Source organism: Shewanella sp. Iso12 (assembly GCF_012030025.1).
Taxonomy (GTDB): Bacteria; Pseudomonadota; Gammaproteobacteria; order Enterobacterales; family Shewanellaceae; genus Shewanella; species Shewanella algae.
In genome coordinates this window covers 82,061-103,774 of sequence record NZ_JAAUHW010000008.1, presented here as the reverse complement: position 1 = coordinate 103,774, position 21,714 = coordinate 82,061, and the positions used below count along the sequence as shown (strand labels likewise).

16 protein-coding genes and 1 riboswitch are annotated in these 21,714 nt (G+C 51.8%); of the genes, 6 read left to right on the top strand and 10 right to left on the bottom strand.

Translation table 11 applies throughout. From position 1 onward, the window contains the following. Positions 1-52: 52 nt before the first annotated feature. Together HCX89_RS14325 and fccA are read right to left on the bottom strand one after the other, a co-directional pair. Entirely contained in the window at positions 53-1,042 is a 990-nt protein-coding gene (locus HCX89_RS14325; RefSeq protein ID WP_167716505.1) for a 2-hydroxyacid dehydrogenase, read from the bottom strand. A 198-nt stretch (positions 1,043-1,240) separates the two neighbouring features. After that, positions 1,241-3,025 carry a fumarate reductase flavoprotein subunit FccA gene (gene fccA, locus HCX89_RS14320; RefSeq protein WP_096140978.1) on the bottom strand — a complete coding sequence of 595 codons (1,785 nt, stop codon included), beginning with the start codon at positions 3,023-3,025 and terminating at the stop codon, positions 1,241-1,243. Positions 3,026-3,415: 390 nt separating this feature from the next. Between fccA and HCX89_RS14315 the strand changes: the two genes are divergently transcribed. The 3 genes from HCX89_RS14315 to HCX89_RS14305 are packed head-to-tail and all read left to right on the top strand — an operon-like array spanning position 3,416 to position 4,665. Next, positions 3,416-3,826, top strand: a complete 411-nt coding sequence (locus HCX89_RS14315) for a hypothetical protein (RefSeq protein ID WP_025008935.1) — start codon at positions 3,416-3,418, stop codon at positions 3,824-3,826. After that, positions 3,823-4,341 carry a bifunctional 2-polyprenyl-6-hydroxyphenol methylase/3-demethylubiquinol 3-O-methyltransferase UbiG gene (locus HCX89_RS14310; protein WP_144134139.1) on the top strand — a complete coding sequence of 173 codons (519 nt, stop codon included), beginning with the start codon at positions 3,823-3,825 and terminating at the stop codon, positions 4,339-4,341. The genes HCX89_RS14315 and HCX89_RS14310 overlap by 4 nt, the downstream gene beginning before the upstream one ends. Positions 4,342-4,374: 33 nt before the next feature. Continuing rightward, positions 4,375-4,665, top strand: coding sequence for a hypothetical protein (locus tag HCX89_RS14305; protein WP_028779462.1), 291 nt, complete (start codon positions 4,375-4,377; stop codon positions 4,663-4,665). Between the two features lie 204 nt (positions 4,666-4,869). On the opposite strand, the gene HCX89_RS14300 is transcribed toward HCX89_RS14305, so the two are convergent. After that, positions 4,870-5,058, bottom strand: coding sequence for a hypothetical protein (locus HCX89_RS14300; RefSeq protein ID WP_025008933.1), 189 nt, complete (start codon positions 5,056-5,058; stop codon positions 4,870-4,872). 188 nt (positions 5,059-5,246) lie between these two features. After that, positions 5,247-7,355 (bottom strand): winged helix-turn-helix domain-containing protein, encoded by a 2,109-nt coding sequence (locus tag HCX89_RS14295; protein WP_167716503.1) that lies wholly within the window; start codon positions 7,353-7,355, stop codon positions 5,247-5,249. 197 nt (positions 7,356-7,552) lie between these two features. Here HCX89_RS14295 and rluA point away from each other — a divergent pair, with 197 nt between their 5' ends. Together rluA and asnC are read left to right on the top strand one after the other, a co-directional pair. Beyond that, positions 7,553-8,230 (top strand): bifunctional tRNA pseudouridine(32) synthase/23S rRNA pseudouridine(746) synthase RluA, encoded by a 678-nt coding sequence (gene rluA / locus HCX89_RS14290; RefSeq protein WP_025008931.1) that lies wholly within the window; start codon positions 7,553-7,555, stop codon positions 8,228-8,230. Positions 8,231-8,338: 108 nt separating this feature from the next. Continuing rightward, positions 8,339-8,800, top strand: a complete 462-nt coding sequence (asnC, locus tag HCX89_RS14285) for a transcriptional regulator AsnC (RefSeq protein WP_025888669.1) — start codon at positions 8,339-8,341, stop codon at positions 8,798-8,800. A 154-nt stretch (positions 8,801-8,954) separates the two neighbouring features. On the opposite strand, the gene HCX89_RS23015 is transcribed toward asnC, so the two are convergent. The 4 genes from HCX89_RS23015 to HCX89_RS14265 all read right to left on the bottom strand — a co-directional run bounded on the left by HCX89_RS23015 (position 8,955) and on the right by HCX89_RS14265 (position 16,310). Then, positions 8,955-12,824, bottom strand: a complete 3,870-nt coding sequence (locus HCX89_RS23015; protein ID WP_368039299.1) for a S8 family serine peptidase — start codon at positions 12,822-12,824, stop codon at positions 8,955-8,957. Positions 12,825-13,016: 192 nt separating this feature from the next. Beyond that, a complete protein-coding gene (locus HCX89_RS14275; protein WP_167716501.1) occupies positions 13,017-14,123 on the bottom strand; it encodes a succinylglutamate desuccinylase/aspartoacylase family protein in 1,107 nt (368 codons plus the stop codon). Continuing rightward, positions 14,113-15,480, bottom strand: coding sequence for a lysine-sensitive aspartokinase 3 (lysC, locus tag HCX89_RS14270; RefSeq protein ID WP_025008930.1), 1,368 nt, complete (start codon positions 15,478-15,480; stop codon positions 14,113-14,115). The genes HCX89_RS14275 and lysC overlap by 11 nt, the downstream gene beginning before the upstream one ends. 136 nt (positions 15,481-15,616) lie before the next feature. Beyond that, positions 15,617-15,793: riboswitch (Lysine riboswitch) on the bottom strand. Positions 15,794-15,875: 82 nt separating this feature from the next. After that, positions 15,876-16,310 carry a DUF3293 domain-containing protein gene (locus HCX89_RS14265; RefSeq protein ID WP_025008929.1) on the bottom strand — a complete coding sequence of 145 codons (435 nt, stop codon included), beginning with the start codon at positions 16,308-16,310 and terminating at the stop codon, positions 15,876-15,878. Between the two features lie 560 nt (positions 16,311-16,870). Between HCX89_RS14265 and arcA the strand changes: the two genes are divergently transcribed. Beyond that, a complete protein-coding gene (gene arcA / locus HCX89_RS14260) occupies positions 16,871-17,587 on the top strand; it encodes a two-component system response regulator ArcA (RefSeq protein WP_025008928.1) in 717 nt (238 codons plus the stop codon). A 333-nt stretch (positions 17,588-17,920) separates the two neighbouring features. On the opposite strand, the gene fusA is transcribed toward arcA, so the two are convergent. Together fusA and HCX89_RS14250 are read right to left on the bottom strand one after the other, a co-directional pair. Then, positions 17,921-20,011: an elongation factor G gene (gene fusA / locus HCX89_RS14255; protein WP_096140981.1), complete on the bottom strand. Its 2,091-nt coding sequence runs from the start codon at positions 20,009-20,011 to the stop codon at positions 17,921-17,923. A gap of 261 nt (positions 20,012-20,272) precedes the next feature. Further along, complete coding sequence (locus HCX89_RS14250) at positions 20,273-21,706, bottom strand: diguanylate cyclase (RefSeq protein WP_167716499.1); 1,434 nt, start codon at positions 21,704-21,706, stop codon at positions 20,273-20,275. Positions 21,707-21,714 lie beyond the last annotated feature (8 nt).

Genomic DNA, 21,714 nt, shown 5'->3' with positions numbered 1-21,714 from the left:
TCCAGGCCTGTAAGCCGACGCAGAGCACACATGGGACTTGTTCGCACCTTCCTTAGAAAAGCTCGTTACCCGAACGCTCACCGCTGAGGAGTTTCTGTACATTGGACAGTGTGGTGTGGGCGATGGCGCCCAAGGCCTCTTCGGTCAAAAACGCCTGGTGACCGGTAAAGATCACATTGTGGCAAGCCGATAAACGCCGGAATACATCGTCCTGGATCACTTCGTTGGACTTATCTTCAAAGAACAGCTCTTTCTCGTTCTCATACACGTCCAACCCCAACGAACCTATCTGTCCGAGCTTGAGCGCTTCCATGGCATCTATGGCGTTGAGCAAGCCGCCACGACTGGTGTTAATCACCATCATGCCCGGCTTCATCTTGGCAAAGCTGTCTGCGTTGAGCAGATGGCGGTTTTCCGCCGTCAGCGGGCAATGAAGACTGATGATATCGCTCTGTTGGTACATTTCATCCAGAGTGACATAGCGAGCCCCCAGCGCCTCTACTTGCGGGTTGGGATAAGGGTCAAACGCCAGTACTTTACAGCCAAAGCCCAGCAAGACCTTGATGGTGGCGATACCGATTTTCCCTGTGCCGACCACGCCCACAGTCTTACCGAACATGTTGAAGCCCACCAACCCTTCGAGAGAGAAGTTGGCATCCCGGGTGCGTTGATACGCCTTATGGATCTTGCGGTTCAGGGTCAACATCAGGGCGACCGTATGTTCGGCCACAGATTCTGGAGAGTAAGCAGGGACATTGACAACATTCATTCCCAGACGCTTGGCCGCATCCAGGTCGACATTATTAAAGCCTGCACAGCGCATGGCGATGATCCGGGTGCCGTTGACGGCCAGTTCTGTCAGCACCTCGTCATTGAGTTCGTCGTTGACGAAGGCGCAGATCACTTCGAATCCGTAAGCCAGTTTCACTGTTTGCATGCAAAGGCGCACGTCGAAGTACTCTATTTGAGCCCCAAAGGCCTGGTTGGTACGGTTGAAATGCTGCATGTCGTAACGCTTGGCGCTGAAAAAACCTATCTTCATGCTGTTTATGACCCGGTAATTGGAATGATAGCTAAAATTGTAAGTGAATTACCTAAACTTGTCTTTGCCTGGCACAGACAATCTCACCGGAAACATGATGCAGCGCAACAAAAAGAAAAAAGCGGACTCCTGACAGTCCGCTTTTTTGATGAGGGGCTCAAGCGCCCCGACTCCGTGCTATCGGAGAATTAGTTTGGCCTAGTGCTCTTTAGCGTACTTGGCAGCTTCAGCACCGGCGATACGACCGAAGGTTACGATATCAGAGATAGCGTTACCGCCCAGACGGTTGGCACCGTGAACACCACCGGTTGCTTCACCGGCAGCATACATACCCTGGATCAGATGACCATCTTTGGCTTTCACTTCAGCCTTGGTATCGATCTTCACGCCACCCATGCTGTGGTGTACAGCTGGCTTAACTTCGATAGCGTAGTAAGGGGCAGTACCCAGTTCACGAGGCAGGTTAGGACGCTCGAATTGAGTGTCTTTACCAGACTTCACGAAACCGTTGTAGCTGGCGATAGTCTTGGCCAGTTCGGCACCAGGAACACCAATCTTCTTGGCCAGTTCTTCAGGGGTCTTACCTTCATCAACAATGCCCAGGTGGACATAGTTTTCAATCTTCTTCAAGCTCTTGCGAACTGAGTCATCGAACACCAGGAAGGCGCTGGCACCTTTCTGTTTCAGGATGGCCGCAGAAGCCTTGTCACGAGTAGTGATTTCGTTGACGAAACGGTCACCTTCACGGTTAACCAGGATAGCACCGTTACCGCGTACGGCTTCAGTTACCATCACACCACCACGTGGAGACAGAGTTGGGTGAGCCTGTACCCATTCCAGATCGCGGGTATCGGCACCGGCTTGCATGGCAACATCCAGACCGTCACCGGTTGCACCTGGGTGGTTGGTAGCAGCAAAACCTTTCAGCTTAGGATCGTACTTGGCAACGCGGTCGTTGTTCTTGGCGAAACCACCGGTAGCCATAACCACGGCATCAGCCTTGATCACGTAGTAACCAGTGTACTTACCTTCAACCAGAACGCCGGTCACTTTGCCTGAATCATCTTTCAGTACGCGTACAACGCGGCTGTTCAGACGGATATCGGTACCGCGCTTAACAGCGTTGTCCCACAATACTTGGGCAACGTGAGCACCTACACCGGCACCACCGGTTGGACGGTGACTACGGTTAACACTGGCACCACCCATACGACCTACGTCAGTCATATCGGCGCCCATAGAAGTCAACCAGTCGATAGAATCGGAGGAGTTGTTGGCCAGAACTTTAACCAGCTCAGGATCGTTGATGTTACGGCCACCTTTCATGGTGTCCTCAATCATGATCTCTTTCTTGTCTTTAATACCCAGAGCCGCTTGAGGCTTGGTTTCAGCAGCGTTCATACCGCCGGCAGCCAGCTTGGTGTTACCACCTGGGATAGGCTCTTTTTCCAGCAGAATGACTTTGGCACCGTTGTCGCGAGCAGATACTGCGGCGGCCAGACCGGCACCGCCAGAACCTATGATAACCACGTCAGTGGTTTCACGAGGACCGGCTGCGATAGCTTTGTCTTGAGCATCTTTCTGCACATCGATAGGAACGAACTTACGCTCCCACTTGCCGCCGAATGGCATATCGAAGCCGAAGCTGTGGCAAGCGTCACAGTAAGCAACTGATTTTTCATGGCCTTTGTGGCAAGAAGTACAAGCGATTTCACCGATCAGGTGAGACTTGTGTGGAGAAATCTTCAGATCTTTTTCACCGGCAGCAATCTCGTTCAGATCACCGTGGCAGCTAACGCACTGGGCGTTCTCATGGGTCAGGTTGTCATCGGTCGGGCCTTTCTTGGAAACGTGGCAAGTATCGCAACCGCCCATTTCACCATGAAAATCCGCCAATACATCTGCGCCGGCATAAGCTGTACCGGCCATCATGCCGGAAATCAGAGCAGCCAGTGCTGTTTTCTTAAGTGCTCCCGTGAACATAGAGTGTTCCTCCACCATATTATTTCACATACTCATATATAGCTATTTCGTACCACATTGCTTTTTAGTTATTTATACCAAGGCTGTAGCACGACATATCTCCCATGGCAGAAGATATCACTACCCCTTTAGGCATATATTTAACTGAGTCACAAAAAGATTTCTCTCGACGCCACCTATCCGCATTTCTGTGCACTCTTGCAGATTAGTCGGTCACATATTGATACAAATCACAGCTAACGTACTGTATAGCTGACGAAGTTAACGTTTTGGGGATCTGCATTTCCATGTGAGAAGACTCGACAAATACAGGATCAAGCATAGTCGCCAATTGGCGAATGCTGCTAAGCTAACGGAAAATTTGTATTCTGGATCACAGATATAATCGCCATGGCTAAAGCACAGATGTCTGAAAAGCAGTTTTGGCTGCAGCGCCTTTGTAAGACCAGCCTCAGAGCCCTGCACATTTTGGGGATAGTCGGGGCCGGTGGCGGTATTTTGCTGTCGGTACCCAGAGAAAGCTGGCAGCTCTATTGGATAATGGCCATGGCCAGCGGCAGTTGCCTGATGCTGTGGGAGATAGTCAGGGATTGGCGCTGGCTTATCCAACTGAAAGGAGTATTGACTCTGGTGAAGCTGCTGCTGATCCTGCTGTTTATTCCTCTGGCAAGCTACAAGAGCGAGTTGCTTGTGACTGTGGTTTTACTGTCGGTCATAGTGTCACACGGGCCCGCGGGCTTGCGGCATTATTCTATAGTTCACAGACGCAGAATAGACAGCCGCAAGGAGATCAAGGGATGAACACAGCAGAACTGATCACAGCCTTTGAGCGGCACACTGAGATAACACCTGAGCTCAGAGTACTGGACCTGGCCTGCGGCACCGGGCGCAATGGCCATTGGTTTGCCAAACAGGGCGCCGAGGTTACCTTCATCGATCGCAATCCCGAGAGCTTTGATGACCTATGGCGCCAGTTTCCTCACTGCCAATTCATTGAATGGGACCTTGAGCAGGGCGACAAGCCCGAGCTTCAACCTTTCGACGTGGTATTGGTGTTCAACTACCTGCACCGCCCCTCGCTGCCCTGGATAGCCAAACAGCTCAAACCCGGTGGTTTGTTGTTTTACGAGACCTTTACTCAGGAACAGGCCAAGTTTGGCCGCCCCAGTAACCCGGACTTCTTGCTGAATCAGAGTGAGCTACAACACAGATTTGCCAAATTCGAGACTTTACATTACTTTGAAGGCCATATGCCCGGCGGAGAAACGGGAATGCTGCAAGCCAAGGCTCAATTGATAGCCAGAGCCGTTCGCTGATCCGCCTTTATTCAGCTGTATCAAGGACCTGTAATGTTTCCCTATCCCGAGCAGTATCGGCTTGCCCTGCCCCCGCTGATCACCGCCTTTATGGTGCTCTGGTCGTTGTTGACCCGACCTCTGCTGGGAGATGCCAGTCCATTCGCCCTCTATCCCTTGTTGTTGCTGTTCCCTCTGGTGCTTGGACTGCACCTGCACCTTATCTGGCAAGCAGCCGGCCTACGTCGCCTGGATCAGGCCTTCTATGCTCTGGTACACGGTATTCTGGCTTTCGTGGTCTGGACCTTTTGCATCATGCATGTGGGCGGTCACAGCTTCTCCTAAGCTTCCGGATAAATAAAAAGGGGCGCGGTTTACACCGTGCCCCTTTGGCTTGGAAAGGGAGAGTTATTTGTCCTTAGGGTCGAGCAACCTTGATTCTTCGGACGCAAGAACCAAGTTTAAAAACAGGTAGTACACCAATACAAAAGCGCTCAGTGAACCAACCAAATATAGAGTAACCTGCAACATGATGGCCTCCACTGACGGTTATAGATTGATGGACTCATCGGGGATCTTGTAAATCACACACTCTGGATACGGCTCACACAGAGATGGCGTATTGACTTCATCCTTGCCCTTGGTGGGTGTCGACGCCAGCAGTAGCGGTAAAGCAAACAGAGTAGAAAGTAACGCAAATCCAATCGCATTTTTCACAAACTGATTCAAACTTTTCATCGTCTTTTCTCCTGCTGGGAAATGGGTGGGCGCAAACTGCGCCCGAGATTGCTTTGACCTTTTGGCCCGGTACTCAGGGTAAAAACCAAGCGCTTTGGTGGTCAGGCAATCAACCTTGTCCCTAAAGCTATCTCAGGCAGGGAAAAGCACCATAATGAAAAGGTGACGGAAAGGTGATGTCTTATAAATCAGTTAATTACTTCAACTATATCTGTATTGGCAGGCCCCAATAATGCCAGCGAAATCTGGCCGTCATCTGTCACTGACAGCAATCTTGGGGAAACTTTCTCCATCGGAATGTCGCGCCCCTCTCTCTTGCCCGTGTGGAGATCTATCTTGAGAATGCCCATGGCATTGTCGTTGGGCCGCAGCAACCAGAGTGCCTCGGAAGCCAGTTGCCAACTGCTGCCGAAGTGGGGGGTGTATTGGTCATAAAAGAGTTCTTCGACGCCCTGTTTCAGGCGCCAAATCCCTTTCTTGTATAGGCGGGTAAAATAAAGAGTACCGTCGGCGGCGTACTTGGCGGAAAAGCCATCCGTCAGCAAAGGCTGCTGCTCGCCACTGTCCAATAGCAGACTGTTTATCTGCCAGCGACCATCGACACTGACCGCTGCCAGCAGCTCATTGCTGCTGCGCCCCCAACTGACATTACGAACATTGCCCAGCTGAGGGAAAAACTTGAGTTCACCGTTTTCAGGGTTGAGGACAAACACCTGTTGGTTGAGGCTGCCGGCCACCAGCTTGTCATCAGCTGAATAACTGAGTTCATCTATATGGGAAAAAGTGCTCAGGCGACTCAGTTGTTTCTCCGTTCCCTGTTCGTCCCGACGCCATAGTTGTGGCAAGCCGCTGCGATTGGAAACAAAGATCAGCTCCTTGCCATCGTGGCGCAAGGTACCGGCGGTATCACGGCGACTGGACGCCACAAAGCGCTGCGGTTTGGAAGTCTCATCGAAGGGCGATGACCAAAACCAGATCTCCTCTTCAAACAGTTCACCGACAACCGCCGCCATGCGTCCGGCACTATTGGCCGAGGGAGAATTGATTTCCTGCAACACGCTCGTCAGCCGGGTTAACTTACGGGGTTTGAGTTGCAAGCGGTGAAGTTGGCCCTCCTCACCTCGGTATACCAAGGCGTTACCGCCTTTATCCCAGGCGATACTGCGCAGTGGATACCCCACCCGCTGCAGGTTTTGCCAATCACCGGATTCGATATCGAACAGTAAGATCTGGGTGTCAAACCAGTTGATACTGCGCAGCACGGCCAGACTGTGACCGTCGGGAGACAAGGCCAAGGCATAGTCACCGCGTCCCACCACATGTGGTTGACTCAACTGCTGACGCCGACCATCGCTGAGGCTGAGCAGAAAAACGCGCTTGAAGCCTTCAACCCCTTCGGCATCGACATAAAACAGCGAGCGGTTAGAGGGACTCCAGGCGATGCTGGTCGACTGTGTCGTCTGATGGCACTGGCTGACTATGCGGCTTCGCATCCCCTCTTCGGTCAGCTCTGTCACCATAATGCGACAGCCCTGAGTCTCACTGAATGCCAAATAAGCCAAGGCCTTGCCATCATGGCGCCATGCCGGGTAGCGCAGACTGTAATCATCCACAACAGGAATGGTTTTGATGACTCTGTCGCCGAGCGCCATCAGCTCAATATGCCACTTATCGGCGTTCAGTTCCCGATAGGAAAATGCCAGCATGCTGCCATCGGGGGACAGGCTGGGATCGACTTCCTGACCATTGAGCGAAGTCAGTGGAGTCAGACGCCGGATGGCCACATCTGTCAACTCAAGCTGGGTGTTTTCCTGGGCAGGAGCCAGATAGAGCCAACTGGCAATACCCGCCGCCAGCACTCCGAAGGCGCCGCCCAAATAGCCCCACTTGCTGCCGCCTGCTGCTATCTTTTGCTCAGTCTCGGCGTCTGCCAGTTTTGCCGGTAAAGGTTCATCCTGCGAATCGTCATCGAGTGTCGTCTCGCGTACTTTCGCTATCAACACATAGCCCTGCTTGGGCACTGTCTTGATAAAACGTGGCTCTCTGGGATTATCCTGCAGATGCTGACGCAGCAAGCCGATAATGCGGTTAATGGCGTTATCCGTGATGATGCCGCCGTGCCAAACCTCCTGGATCAACATTTCACGGCTCACCAGGGTGTTGGCATGATGGATAAGACACAGCAATACCTGCATCACCCTGAGCTCGAGCCGCACTTGAGCCTCTTCGCGGCTCAGCGTACTCATCTGAGGGTCAACCAACCAATCTTCCAACAGGTAACCTGAGCGCCTTCCCATATCAATCCATTTTCAATTCAAACACTAAGATACTAATTGCCCATGTTGTAAAAGAGAAGTAAAGCGCTCAAATTAACCAAAGGCAGGTGCGAATAATTCCCAGCCTGCTCTGAAGCCTGGATGCAACAACGCCCAAGAGCTTGCATCTACCTGCAGCCGCGGTTATCTTTGCCGTCCATTTTCATTGAGGCCATGACATGTCAGATTTTGTCTACAATCCGCCAACCGAACCTTGGCTGGATATTCTCTACCAAGACAAGGACATCATAGTCATCAATAAACCTTCAGGACTCCTCTCGGTTCCCGGACGGGATCCGGCCCATCACGACAGCGCCTATGCCAGAGTCCTGGCCGAACATCCACAGGCACAAGTGGTTCACCGCCTGGATATGGCCACCTCGGGCGTGCTCTTGCTGGCACTGAGGCGCAGTGCCGAACGGGAGCTGAAACGTCAGTTTCGAGACAGGGAAACCCAAAAGAGTTACTACGCCAGAGTCGCCGGCCATATCAAGGCCACTCAAGGCAGTATAGAACTGCCACTCATCTGCGACTGGCCCAACAGACCCAGACAGAAAGTCGATCATCAAGTGGGTAAGCCGTCATTGACCCACTATGAAGTGATCAGCAAGGGGCGCTATTCAACTCTGGTCAAGCTGATCCCCATCACAGGGCGCTCACACCAACTCAGGGTGCATATGATGGCATTGGGTCATCCCATTCTGGGCGATGGTTTCTACGCCGACTCCTGGGCAAAAAGATTGGCTCCCAGATTGCTGCTGCATGCCGCCAGCCTCAGCATCAAGCATCCCTACTCGGGCGAACCCATGAGCTTCAGTGCACCTGTGCCTTTTCTCGCGCCCGAAGGTGAGCAATAACGGCTAACGTCACCATAGATGTTGAGCCAAAAGTCGCCTTAAGACTGGCAATTTTACAATAAAACACGTAGATTCATGCCTGATTACAAGCAATTTAGGCGTGATGCTGTGGATACATCATTTCAAAGAGATCAACTGGACAATCAGATCCTGGAAGCCCTGATGCAGGATGCACGAACTCCTTTTGCCGAGCTGGCCAAACGCTTCAGCGTCAGCGCAGGCACGATTCATGTCAGGGTCGAAAAGATGAAACAGGCAGGTATTATCACCGGGGCCCAAATAACGGTTAACCCCAAAGCTCTGGGCTATGATGTCTGCTGCTTTATCGGCATCAATCTCAAGAGTGCCGGTGACTATCCCGCCGCTATCTCCAAGCTCAATGAGTTGGAAGAAGTGGTAGAAGCCTACTACACCACAGGCAACTACAGCGTATTTGTCAAAGTGATGTGTCAATCTATAGATGCCCTGCAGCACGTGCTGATTAACCGTATCCAGTCGATAGACGAAATTCAATCTACCGAGACCCTGATAAGTCTGCAGAATCCAATTGTCAGGGCGGTAAAACCTTAACAACAGATAAAGAAAAGGCTGCCAAATTGGCAGCCTTTTTCAGTTTAAGGCTTAGAGAAGGTGCAAAGGACTATGGCCATTTGCTGCAAACCACGCCTTACATCCAGGCTTGTAAGCCAACGCAGAGCACACATAGGACTTGTTCACACCTTCCTTAGCTCGATTTCCTGCGCAGCCACCCCAAAGGCAGCAATAGCAGCGACAACCAACCCAGCGAACCACCACTGTCACGCTCGAAGTCAAAGACCACTATGCTGACAGTTTCTGTGGTGCTGTTACCCTTGGAGTCACTCACCTTCAGATTGAAAGTCAGCAAATCGCCAGGGCCTCCCACTTCAGGCGCCGTCAGCTCCAGCTTGGCCGCCGAGCTGTCAAACTTCAGTGGTGCACCGGCAATCTGGGTCCATTGATAACTGACAGCATCGCCATTGGGATCAGCCGAGGCAGACGCATCGATAACAAAGCTCTTGCGCTCTGCCACTCGGTCCGGTGCATCAACCTTGATAACAGGAGCCCCTTCTTTAACATCGAACAGATACTCCTGAGTCAGCACCTCGGCGGTATCATTGACTACGGTATTGCTCAATATCAGCTTATTGCCCTGCCCCTGTTTACGCGGGATAAACTTGAAGCTCAGCGTTTTGGCCGGATCGCCGGTTTGCATCACATGAGTCCAACTCAATACTCCTTGAGCCAGTTCTCCTTGGTCGCTGATAGCCGTGACTTCATGTCCTTCCGGCACCATGGCCTTGATTTGATATTCCCGAGCCTCCGGGGAAGCATTGGCGGCAATAGTTACAGCCATGGTTACTGGCTGTCCGGGGGCCATCTCACCACTGAGTACACTGGCCGCAGGCATTTGCACATCATCAACGACTCGGCTGAAAGCAACCGGCAAGTTCTTGGCCGCGATGCTGGTATCGCTGGACGTCAGAGTTACTACGGCATAACCCAGGTCGCTGGCGGCAAAATTATCCTTCCAGGCAAACTTCAGTGAGAAGTCCTCGTTATCACCCGTCTTGGTCAGAGTAAAGTTGTCCTGAGCCGGACCTGCCTCTACCACTGAAGTTTTCAGGGTGAAGGGATCTTCGGCATTGGCGGCTGAGGCCTCATAGTTTTGCACAAAGATATAGTAATCACCGGCTTCTGGATTACTGATGCTGACAGATTCATCAGAACCGGCTCTGGCCGATTGGCCAACAAGGGCATCCAGCGCCCCGTCACCGTCCCTGTCTATTGCCACATAGAGATCCAAATCCGGAGAGTTGGTGGCAGTAATGGCCGTATTGAACAGCTTGGCACCATCTTCAACACTGTAAACAACGTAGGCAACGCCGTCGGTAATGTCGTCCAGGAAGCTGCCAACATCCGAATCTTGCTTCAGCACGCCTTCAAAGCTGTCGGCCAGTGCCAAGGCAGATACCTCGGCATCCAGTCCCGTCATATCCAGCGATTTGAGCTGGCTGAAAGTCAGCTCATCGGCATCTCGTCCCGCCCGGATGGTAAAGCTGTCCGGCAGGTTGTCACGGGAAGCCTTGACCGCCACCGGCATAGCCGCATCAGGGTGGTTGCTCGAGGTCAACAGCAGGTTACCAAACGCCCAATCACTGGAGCTCACCCCTGTGATATCGGCAGTGACAGTCACCACCTGTGACTGCCCCTTGGTCAGAGTGAAGTTTTCAGGCGAAACCGTTATTTTCAGCCCTTCAGTCGTCGCCACCCCGGCAGCGCTCCATACGCCGTCTTTGGTCGCCGTGACTTTTCGAGTCCAACTGCAACTGTTAACACATTGGCTAGTGGACATGCTGGGAAGATTCAAACGTCTGGGATCACCACCGAGTTCTGGATTGGCAAACTCATAATTGTCCGCCAACTCATCCATGATGAGCCCTGTCTTGGCGGCCAAATCGACCCGGATCCGGCCGGCACCCACATCAAACGGATCCGCGGTAGTCTTGCCATCGGCCTTGGTCATAGCACTGGCCGTAGTTGCCGTCAGCATCAAGGCTGAACGGATATTATCCGGTGTCCACTCAGGATGAGCCGACTTCAGCAGCGCCCCGGCGCCCGCCACATGAGGGCTGGACATGGAAGTACCGGACATCAGGGTATAATCGGCAGGATCTGTCCCTGTTACTTCATGGCCATACTGCTCATCGGCATAAGCGGCATAGATGTCCACACCCGGTGCTGAAATCGAAGGCGCAATCACATCGAAGTAACGATTTGGCCCGAGTAGAGAGAAGTCGCCCAACACATCTGCCTGACGCTCAACGGCCGATGGAGTGGCATTGATTTTGGCCACCAGCCCTGGCGTGGCCGCCAGCGCATCCACAACAGCCAAGCCATCAATATTACCGATGAAAACAGAAGGGATACTGGTGTTGCCCAGTCCGGACATCTTGGTTCTGACGTTGCCTTCACCGTCTTTGTTAAAGACGATAACCCCTACTGCCCCCGCATCTTTGGCATTATTGACCTTATCGGCAAAGTTACAACCGCCGCGCTTAATCAGCGCCAACTGTTCCTTGAACGCATCGGCGGCAAAGGCGTTACAACCTTCGAAATTATCAGCTGCCAAGTCACCGGCATACACCAAAGGTGCACTGATATCTGTAGTCATTACCGGCCCGGTTCCCTGAGTGTAGTCCAGTTGGTCACCGTTGAACTCCAGAATGGAACGCACTTCCCGGTTGTGGGTAGATGCCGCGACTGAGGTATACCAAGGCGCATTTTTGGGTGAAGAAAAGGGAACTTGGCTAACCGAGGCAGAGGTATTTCCGGCTGATACGGCTGAGAAGATGCCGGCATTACGGGCAGCCAGGAAGCTCATCTCTGTCGCGCTTGACCAAGGGAAACCACCGCCGCTGATGGAATAGTTGATCACATCCACACCGTCGGCAATGGCATCATCCAACGCTTTGAGAATCGCCGATGTGGGGCAACCTGAATATCTATCGCCATTGTTGCCCGGACGGCAGATCTGATAGGCAACAATGTTGGCATGGGGGGCGACCCCGGAGATCTGTGTAAATTCGAGCCCGGTCTCAATGCCATCCCCCTGAGCCTCACCGACTTCACCGGCAACATAGGGAACATTCTTAAGGATATTGCCCGCAGCAGTACTGGCAGTATGAGAACCATGGCCCCCATAATCCTCACCATTCTTGGCAGGAGGTGTTGGGCCAAAGACCTCTTCATCATCATAACTGTCGGTAATCTCGGGATAACTTCTGACCCCGATTAACTTGTCGTTGCACATGTCAGAAAACTCTGCCGCACAATCACCGACGTAGACCCCCTGCCCCCAGGGGTTAGTATGGTCGTAACCATCTCCCCCAATGTCGGCAAAGGATGGATGATCACTGTTGATCCCCGAATCGATCACCCCGACTATGACCCCTTCACCCATAGCCCGGGTCCCTGTTGCACTGCCGTCCCACACTTTGGGAGAACCTATCATGCTCTGGCTGCTGTCGGTATCCATTGAATAGAGGCTTTCCCGCTCAATGAACGCCACTTCGGGTAACTTGGACAGGGCTTCAGCCTGCTGCTGATCCATGGTGACCGCCAGGCCATTAAAGGCATAGTGATATCTGGCCTTGGCCTGCAACTGAACCCCTTGGGCCGCGGCACTCATTAAAAAGTTCTGTTGTTTGGCATTCAAATACTTCACGTAGGACTTCACCGCCACACTGGCGGTATTCAGCTTGGGAGCCTTTTGGGGCGCCAGCCCTTGGCTTCGTTGTGGACTGGTGGCTTCAAGCCCGGCAATACCACCGGCATAATTCGCCACAGAGGGATCTTTAAGGCGCACTATATAAGTGTATTTACCCTCTGCAAGTCCAGGCTCTTTGACAAACTTATGTTGCCCCACCCCTTGCTGTTGTCCTTTGAGGCCGCTGGACGCACTAAGCAGATCCGACGAAATAAATGGATCTGATACGCTCACTGGCGCGGCTTCTGAATGGAATGCCATAGATAACAGCGCTGCTGAAACGGCTATTGCAACTTGACTCTTCACTTGTCTACTCCCTATAAGACTGCTTATTGTTGTTTTATGTTTCCATGCTCAAAAACACTCCCTTAATACAAAGGGATTAATTCTTGTAACATCAATTGATACAAACAAGAAACAAAAGACACAAAATATTACAAATTATCAGCCAGTTACAGAATAGTAGACGCTAAAAAGGATTTCATATCCGGTTTTGACTTAACCAGAAAGAGTGAAGTAGTTGGTCATCACCTTGTAGAGCTCAGTACCCTGGTGCACAGACGCCGAGGCAAAATGCAGCACAGGGATCACATCCTCATTGAGCGAGAGCCTGGTGACTTCAGTGCCGGCATCGACTCGGTCGAGCCTGAGCATATTGACCAGAGGCGCGCCCGCAGCCAAAGGTACTCCCGGCTCGGCCAGATACTCCACCATACCTGCCATAGGTGCGTGAAACTTCCGATAGTCTTTCAGCATACAAGCAAAACGCGACATCACCTCGGGCTGTATGCTCTGGGCTATCACCTCTCTATAGCTCAGATAACTTAATATGCCTTCCGCATCCCGGCTGGCATCGGCAAGATCGATACGCTCCTGGCTGCCAAGCTCCAAAGTAAAGGCCGACACTGCGACTTTCAGCTCTCTGCCCCGGCTATTGGCATAGTCGCTGAGCTGCCACCAGGGATTGAAGGCCGCTTCATCCATGGCGCCGCCAAAACCTTTAGGCATCACCAGGGTATAGGGAATATGAAAGTAGCCGGCAGCGGACAGCTCATATTCGGGGCAATAGAGATGTTTACAGGACTTGGGGCCGGTGTGCAGATCCAGCACTATGTTAGCGCCGTGCGCCAGTTTTTGCAGATTGAGCGCCAATCTCTGCCCGGTCGTCACTCCCCAGGGATTGGCCAATGCCTGTTCACAGTTGGCAATAAGAAGACGACGAAAAGCGTCAAACAGTGCTTGCTCCGGCAGCTCACTATGCTGCAGATACCAGTCATCCAGGTGGACGGCCTGATCCAGATAGGCTCGGTTCCAGTTGATACCTGTGATGGGATCGAAACGGCCCAAGGTAAACTCACCGCTTTTCTGGTTAATCCCCAAGGGGTTGGCCAGAGGCACCAGGGTGATATCTCCCAGAGGCGGATGAGCCTTGAAGTACTGCAGCAACTGCAAAATCACCGCATTGCCCTGCACCTCGGCGCCATGCACATTGGCCTGAATATAGACGCTGGGCGCCGCATCGCTGGTACCTTTGAAGCGATAAACAGGTATGGTCAAGGGCTGGCCGGCAGCCAACTCCCCAACCGGCAGATGTTCAAGCTGCATCCTGAGCCCCTTCAAACAGGTTACGATGCAAAGCGGCAACAACATCACCGGCTTCGGCTTCCGACACCAAGACACAAAGATTGTGCGGACTGGCGCCCTGACAGATCATCCTGACGTTGTGGGGTTCGAGCACTTCAAATACCCGGCGACAGATCCCGGCAGTAGTGGCTATCTTGTTGCCTATGATGGCCACCAGAGCCAGCTTATCTTCCACCCGCACACGGCAGTTTTGCGACAATTCCTGCAGCAGGGCTTCGGTCAGAAGCCCCTTGCCGGCCGAATCTGAGCCCGTTTTGTCCAGCGTCAGCGACACGTTCACCTCTGAGGTGGTAATGAGATCGACACTGATCTTGTGCCGCGCCAACACGGCAAAGGTCTCTGCCAAAAAGCCCTGGGCATGCAACATCTGCAAACTGTGCAAGTTAAGTAGGGTCTGATCTCGTCTCACCGCAACGGCCCTGAATACCGGCTCATCTTCCACTTGGTGACGGATCCAGGTGCCACCTTTTTCCGGTGCCCGACTGGAGCCGACAAATACCTGGATCTGTTGACGCACCGCCGGCAAGATAGTGGCAGGGTGCAACACCTTGGCACCGAAAGTGGCCATCTCTGCCGCCTCATTAAAACTGATTTCTGCGATAGGCCTGGCGTTGGGAGCCAGTCGGGGATCCGTGGTGTAAATCCCTTCTACATCGGTCCAGATCTCGACCGCATCGGCTTCCAGCGCCTCAGCCAAAAGGGCCGCAGAATAATCGCTGCCACCACGCCCAAGCGTAGTGGTTCGGCCATCGGCATCGGCGCCGATAAAGCCCTGGGTCACCAGCAGTTGCTGCTCAAGCAAAGGTTGCAATTTCTCTGTCGCCAGTCGCTTCAACTCGGCGATTTGTGGCTCGGCCTTACCGAAATGGCTATCGGTACGCATCACCTGGCGCACATCAAAGGCGCTGGCCTTGGCACCACGTTCTCTCAATACCGCGGCAAACAGCGCTGAAGAACACTGTTCGCCCAAAGATAGGATCTCATCGACCATAGCATGACTCGGCGCCTGCAATAACCTGGCACTGAGCGTTGCCATGCGGCTGAGCAAAGCATCCAGCGCCGCGGCAACATCTGCCGGTCTGCCAAGTTTATCCAGAATTGCGTATTGAATGGTGGCTATCTCTTTCAATAGCTTGAGACGGCGCTCATCCCCCATGTCTGCCTGGGACAGCTCCACCAACAGATTGGTTACGCCACTGGATGCACTGACCACAACCAGACGGGTGGCCGGGTTTCCAAGCACTATATCGGCACAGCGATTCATCGCCTGATAATCGGCAACTGAGGTACCACCAAACTTGGCAACAACAAGAGACATCAGCGCATTCCCCCACAGGCAGGTAACAGGGAAAGGTCGATAACGAGAATAGATTTCATGAGTTAAGCTCCGAACAGATAACGTTCGAAGAGCCTGGTGCAGAGATAACGCACCCCATAGCAGGGAAACAGCGATCGTCACCAGAAGCTCTCCACCAAAACCAGGTGACAGTCGCCAGGATTCAGCCTGACCAACCGGCCGGAAGCGTAGCCAATACGCATCCCGACCTCGGCGTTAATCTCCCTCATGAGCCGTCATTGGAGAATTGGCCTCCTCTGACTCACTACCTAGTTAACGCACCTCTTCTGTTCCTTTCTCGCGAAAGGGATGAAAAAATTAGCAATAAAGTCCTTATGAAGTCAATGCTAATTTGCGCAGGATGAAATTTCCTCAACTCATCCGTCACTGAGCTCGGGTAACTCGCTGACCAGGCGCGCCCTGGCAGCAAACTGTCCAAGCGCCACCTCTCGCTCCCCTTTCAGGCAAGGCACCAAGGTCAAGAGCCCACTATCAACGTAGTAAAGGGCATTTTGGCGATACTTTGATGCCAGTTCTATTGCCGCGGCCTTATCCAGAAACAGAGCCCAGCTTTTTTCCATATGACTGAGATCATCGGCAGCGCCTATGATCGCCCGGTAAGGAATGCCCAGCTTATCAATATCGTGTTGTAGCTGCCGATCGAGAAGGCGGTTTTGGCAAGAAGTGAGTTTTTGCCCAAGGGGATTATGGGCGGTGACAATAGCGAAAGGAACAGCGGAAGAAAACGACTGAGTCAATAAAAAGCATGCGCTCTGGTAGTACTGCCAGAGACTTTCAAATGCAGCATCCATTGTAGTATCTGTCTCTAATGAACCGGATTTATTCTAGCAAAGGCTTTTGCATTCCCCTAGCCCCGTGAGCAAGCTCACAGTAAGACAAAATACAAAATGCTTATCTTTCAATAGGTAACGCAAAAACTTGTGATATAGATCATAGTTAAACATTAATTTGTTAACATTTCATTTGTTAACAAATGCCCAATCCTAGTACAATGGATTGTATCGACAGAGGCTTAGAGTTAAGTGTGTGACCCGGCTAGCGCCATTACGCTACAGCATAAGTCTCTATCGATAACGACTCTGTACCAAATGTAATCTGGTTTTAAGATGACATTTTCTGGATTTTCCATGTCTTTCAGGAACTAAATCCCGCCACTGGGAATCCTAGACAGTACAGTTCGCGCCTCTCCGGGTGGAGAGCATACTTTTTGCTAATCATGAAGTGTGTTGCCGTTTCATTTCAGTTTTGAACAGCACTTACGTGAACCCTGTGAATGTTGGCGTTTTAGAGAGTATAGCGGAGCGTCACCCGCGCTCATGGTTAGATAAACTGATTTAATTAGGTAAATAACATGCAAAACCCGCACATTCTGATCGTTGAAGATGAAGCCGTTACCCGTAACACGCTGAGAAGTATTTTCGAGGCAGAAGGTTATGTGGTAACCGAAGCCAATGATGGCGCAGAGATGCACAAAGCCTTGCAGGAAAACAAGGTGAACCTGGTGGTTATGGATATCAACCTGCCAGGTAAGAATGGTTTGCTGTTGGCGCGGGAATTGCGCGAAATCAACAATATCGGTCTCATCTTCCTTACTGGCCGTGACAACGAAGTGGACAAGATCCTTGGATTGGAGATCGGTGCCGATGATTACATCACCAAGCCGTTCAACCCTCGTGAACTGACCATTCGTGCCCGTAACCTGCTGACTCGTGTCAACAGCTCTGGCGCTGAAATTGAAGAAAAGGCTGCCGTTGAATACTATCGTTTCAATGGTTGGAGCCTGGAAATCAACAGCCGTTCTCTGGTGAGCCCACAGGGTGAATCTTACAAGCTGCCACGTAGCGAATTCCGCGCTATGCTGCACTTTGTGGAAAACCCAGGCAAGATTCTCAGCCGCGCTGAGCTGCTGATGAAAATGACCGGCCGTGAGCTCAAGCCACACGACCGTACTGTTGACGTGACTATCCGTCGTATTCGTAAGCACTTCGAAAGTGTGCCTGATACACCGGAAATCATCGCCACCATCCACGGCGAGGGCTACCGTTTCTGCGGTAACCTGGAAGACTGATAAACACGCGTTATCGGCCCTGCACAAAGCCAGCTTATCGAGCTGGCTTTTGTTTATCTGCTCACCTATTTCGGTTCCCCCAGCTACTGATATTCGCAGTGGCTTCCTCACGGCAATTCTCTGCCAATCCCAGCTCCTTTATCTCCTTTATCTTAGGTAGCTCCTTTGCCACATATGCCACTTTCGGAAACAGTTGCCATACGATTGCCCATTGATATTCATCGGCATCCGCCGAGCTGAATGCAAGTTTGATTCTGCTGGCTTCGCGGCACTAGATATTCGCCCATAAAAAAACCCGCCATCAAGGCGGGTTTTTATCAGGATAATTAATCCTTATTTCTTGGCTGCGTTACGAGCCTTGGTTTCTGCGATAACAGTCTCAGCCACGTTGGCAGGACATGGAGCATAGTGAGAGAACTCCATAGAGAACTGACCACGACCAGAAGTCATTGTACGCAGGTGACCGATGTAACCGAACATTTCTGCCAGTGGCACGTCAGCCTTAACACGTACGCCAGTCAGACCAGCTTCCTGATCCTTGATCATACCGCGACGACGGTTCAGGTCACCGATAACGTCACCAACGTGATCGTCTGGAGTGAACACGTCAACCTTCATCACAGGCTCCAGCAACTGAGGCTTGGCCTTAGGCATAGACTGACGGAATGCACCCTTGGCAGCGATTTCAAACGCGATTGCTGAGGAGTCAACTGCGTGGTAACCACCGTCGAACAGTTCAACTTCAACGTCCAGTACTGGGAAGCCAGCCAGAGGACCTTCGTTCATCATGTCTTCGAAGCCGCTTTCAACTGCTGGCCAGAATTCACGAGGTACGTTACCACCAACAACGCTGGAGGTGAACTTGAAGCCACTACCAGCTTCGCCTGGACGGATGCGGTAGTCGATCTTACCGAACTGGCCAGAACCACCAGACTGCTTCTTGTGAGTGTAGCTGTCTTCAACGGCTTGAGTGATGGTTTCACGGTAAGCTACCTGTGGAGCACCAACAGTCAGTTCAACACCGTGAGTACGCTTCAGGATGTCTACTTTGATGTCCAGGTGCAATTCACCCATACCCTTAAGGATGGTTTCACCAGTTTCTTGGTCGGTTTCAACCTGGAATGATGGATCTTCTGCAACCATCTTACCCAGAGCAACACCCAGCTTCTCAGAAGCGCCTTTGTCCTTAGGAGTTACAGCGATAGAGATCACTGGCTCAGGGAAGATCATAGGCTCCAGAGTACATTCGTGCTTAGGATCACACAGAGTGTGACCAGTCTGAACGTTCTTCATACCTACAACAGCGATGATGTCACCGGCTTGAGCAGAATCGATCTCTTTACGATCGTTAGCGTGCATCTCAACCATACGGCCAATACGCTCGGTCTTACCGGTAGCAGAGTTCAGGATAGTGTCACCTTTCTTCAGCTTACCAGAGTAGATACGGATAAAGGTCAGGGCGCCGAAACGGTCATCCATGATCTTGAACGCCAGTGCGCGCAGTGGCTCATCGGCAGATACAGTAGCGACTTCACCGGTTTCTTCACCAGTTTCTGGGTCAGTCAGAGGCTGAGGCTCAACTTCTGTTGGAGATGGCAGGTAGTCAACAACTGCATCCAGAACCAGCTGCATACCCTTGTTACGGTAAGCAGAACCACAGTATGTGGGGAAGAATGACAGGTTGATGGTACCTTTACGGATACAACGCTTCAGGTCTTCGATAGAAGGCTCTTCACCTTCCATGTAGGCTTCCATCAGGTCGTCGTCCTGCTCAACGGCAGTCTCGATCAGTTGCTCACGGTATTCTTCAACCAGATCAACCATGTCTTCTGGAACTTCTTCTACAGAGTAGTTTTCTGGCAGACCAGACTCATCCCATACATAGGCTTTGCGGTTCAGTACGTCAACAACACCCTTGAACTCGTCTTCGATACCGATAGGCAGAGTCATAACCAGTGGTGTCGCAGCCAGAACGCGCTTGATTTGACCAACAACACGCAGGAAGTCGGCACCCATACGGTCCAGCTTGTTTACGAAGATGATACGGGCAACTTCAGATTCGTTAGCATAGCGCCAGTTGGTTTCGGACTGAGGCTCAACACCGCCGGAACCACAGAATACACCAACACCGCCGTCCAGAACTTTCAGAGAACGATATACTTCAACGGTGAAGTCAACGTGTCCGGGGGTATCGATGATGTTGAAGCGGTGATCTTTCCAGAAGCAACTTACCGCAGCAGACTGAATGGTAATACCGCGCTCAGCTTCCTGCTCCATGAAGTCAGTAGTGGTGGTACCGTCATGGCTGTCACCCATCTTGTGGATTTTGCCGGTCAGTTTCAGGATACGTTCTGTGGTAGTGGTTTTACCCGCGTCAACGTGAGCAAAAATACCAATGTTTCTGTATTTTGATAAGTCAGTCATGATTCAACTTCAAATGATTAGTTAATAGGAGACGGAGTATGCCACTTCAAAGCTGCGACAGACGGAACCCCATAAATAAGGCGCGTATTATAACACCGAAACCCCTATAGGCTGCAATCAGCAGTTTCAATTTTCACCAGTTTGTCATCACAGACGGGCAACAAAAATAAAATTCATTAAATTCAACATCTTGAAATTCAATATTTTCTATATTCGAGCGATTAATGCAGAAATTGATTGTATAAAAGCGCCGCTACAGCGCTAAGCTGACGAATTTGAGCTGATTTTATCGGCTCGATCGGATTCGGGATCGCAGCAGATCCTATTGCGACCTTCCGACTTGGCCCGGTACAAGGCCAAATCTGCCCGATCAAATGCACTCCAGATCGATTCACCGGCTTTAAGTTCTGTCAGTCCAAAACTGCAACTCAGGCTAACACCGGCTGAAAAGGGATAAACCTTCATCGCCAGTGCCAGACGCTCACATAAACACCCCGCCTGCACACAGTCGGTATCCGGGCAGATGATCATAAACTCCTCCCCCCCCCAGCGTGCCACCAGATCCTGTTCACGGGCACCATCTTTGAGCAGAGCCGCCAGTTCGCGGAGAATCGAATCTCCCACACTGTGGCCATGACGATCATTGATCTCTTTAAAAAAATCTATGTCTATTACTATCAGTGACGTGTGCCCTTGTGCCGAGTTACTGCGGTGTTCGGCGGCGAAGTGTCGGTGGAAATAGTGACGGTTATATAACTTGGTCAAAGGGTCGTGGGTCGAAATAAACTCAAGTTCTCTGTTGGTTTCCAGCAACTGATTGCGCAATTGTTCCAGTTGTTGATTCTTGGCTGTCAACTCGCGGTTGTATTTACTGATCCAGCGGTTACGTGCCAGCAAGGCACCGAAGATCAATGTTGCCACCGCCAACAACTGCCAGAACATTCGGTAATCTGTCTGTTCCAGCACCGCCATATTGCTCCACTGCCGGTACAGCCTGGCCCTGTGTTCATCGGAAATCTGCGCCAGTAAATGATTGAGCTCGGGTAACATCCATTTGGCATTCTCTGTTACCGCCATCCGGAACTGATCCTCTGGCCCGGCCCAACCAGCGATTTTGAGATTGAACAACCCGCTCTGCTGAATGCGGGCATTGATGGAATACATAGAGCCGATAAATAGATCCGCCTCACCGCTGGAGACCATCTCCAATCCCTGCTGCTCTGTCTCGGCCAGAATAATGCGGATCTTGGGATAGTTCTGGCGCACATAATCCAGCAAGCGGTAACCTTTGGGGATTGCCAAGCTTCTATCACCGACCTGTTCCATACTTTGCAGAAAGGGTTGCTCGCGGCGGGAAACCAACACATTGGGAGAACGGCTATAGATATCGCTGAAATATAAGAACTCAGCGCGCCTGGGAGTGTAGTTGAGCATGGGGGTGAATACACAGCGTTGCTGCTTCAAGTAGGCTAATGTCTGTTGCCAGCTCTCGGTGGGCACCAGCTGAAACTGCCAATCTGTCTGCTGATCGATAAGCTCAAGAAAGCCGGAAGAGATCCCCACGTGCTTGCCTTGGTCTATGCCTTCATAGGGCATCCAGTCGGGGTCGACACAATAGGGAATTGTGACTGCATTGACTGCGGCCGTTGCCAGTAAAAGGCTGCCAAACAATATGGGCCGCAAATATCTCAGCAATCTGTAAG

Excerpts from the sequence above, each read along its gene's own strand:
- HCX89_RS14325 (WP_167716505.1), bottom strand. The coding sequence starts at position 1,042 with ATGAAGATAGGTTTTTTCAGCGCCAAGCGTTACGACATGCAGCATTTC.
- fccA (WP_096140978.1), bottom strand. The coding sequence starts at position 3,025 with ATGTTCACGGGAGCACTTAAGAAAACAGCACTGGCTGCTCTGATTTCC.
- HCX89_RS14315 (WP_025008935.1), top strand. The coding sequence starts at position 3,416 with ATGGCTAAAGCACAGATGTCTGAAAAGCAGTTTTGGCTGCAGCGCCTT.
- HCX89_RS14310 (WP_144134139.1), top strand. The coding sequence starts at position 3,823 with ATGAACACAGCAGAACTGATCACAGCCTTTGAGCGGCACACTGAGATA.
- HCX89_RS14305 (WP_028779462.1), top strand. The coding sequence starts at position 4,375 with ATGTTTCCCTATCCCGAGCAGTATCGGCTTGCCCTGCCCCCGCTGATC.
- HCX89_RS14300 (WP_025008933.1), bottom strand. The coding sequence starts at position 5,058 with ATGAAAAGTTTGAATCAGTTTGTGAAAAATGCGATTGGATTTGCGTTA.
- HCX89_RS14295 (WP_167716503.1), bottom strand. The coding sequence starts at position 7,355 with ATGGGAAGGCGCTCAGGTTACCTGTTGGAAGATTGGTTGGTTGACCCT.
- rluA (WP_025008931.1), top strand. The coding sequence starts at position 7,553 with ATGTCAGATTTTGTCTACAATCCGCCAACCGAACCTTGGCTGGATATT.
- HCX89_RS14275 (WP_167716501.1), bottom strand. The coding sequence starts at position 14,123 with ATGCAGCTTGAACATCTGCCGGTTGGGGAGTTGGCTGCCGGCCAGCCC.
- lysC (WP_025008930.1), bottom strand. The coding sequence starts at position 15,480 with ATGTCTCTTGTTGTTGCCAAGTTTGGTGGTACCTCAGTTGCCGATTAT.
- HCX89_RS14265 (WP_025008929.1), bottom strand. The coding sequence starts at position 16,310 with ATGGATGCTGCATTTGAAAGTCTCTGGCAGTACTACCAGAGCGCATGC.
- arcA (WP_025008928.1), top strand. The coding sequence starts at position 16,871 with ATGCAAAACCCGCACATTCTGATCGTTGAAGATGAAGCCGTTACCCGT.
- fusA (WP_096140981.1), bottom strand. The coding sequence starts at position 20,011 with ATGACTGACTTATCAAAATACAGAAACATTGGTATTTTTGCTCACGTT.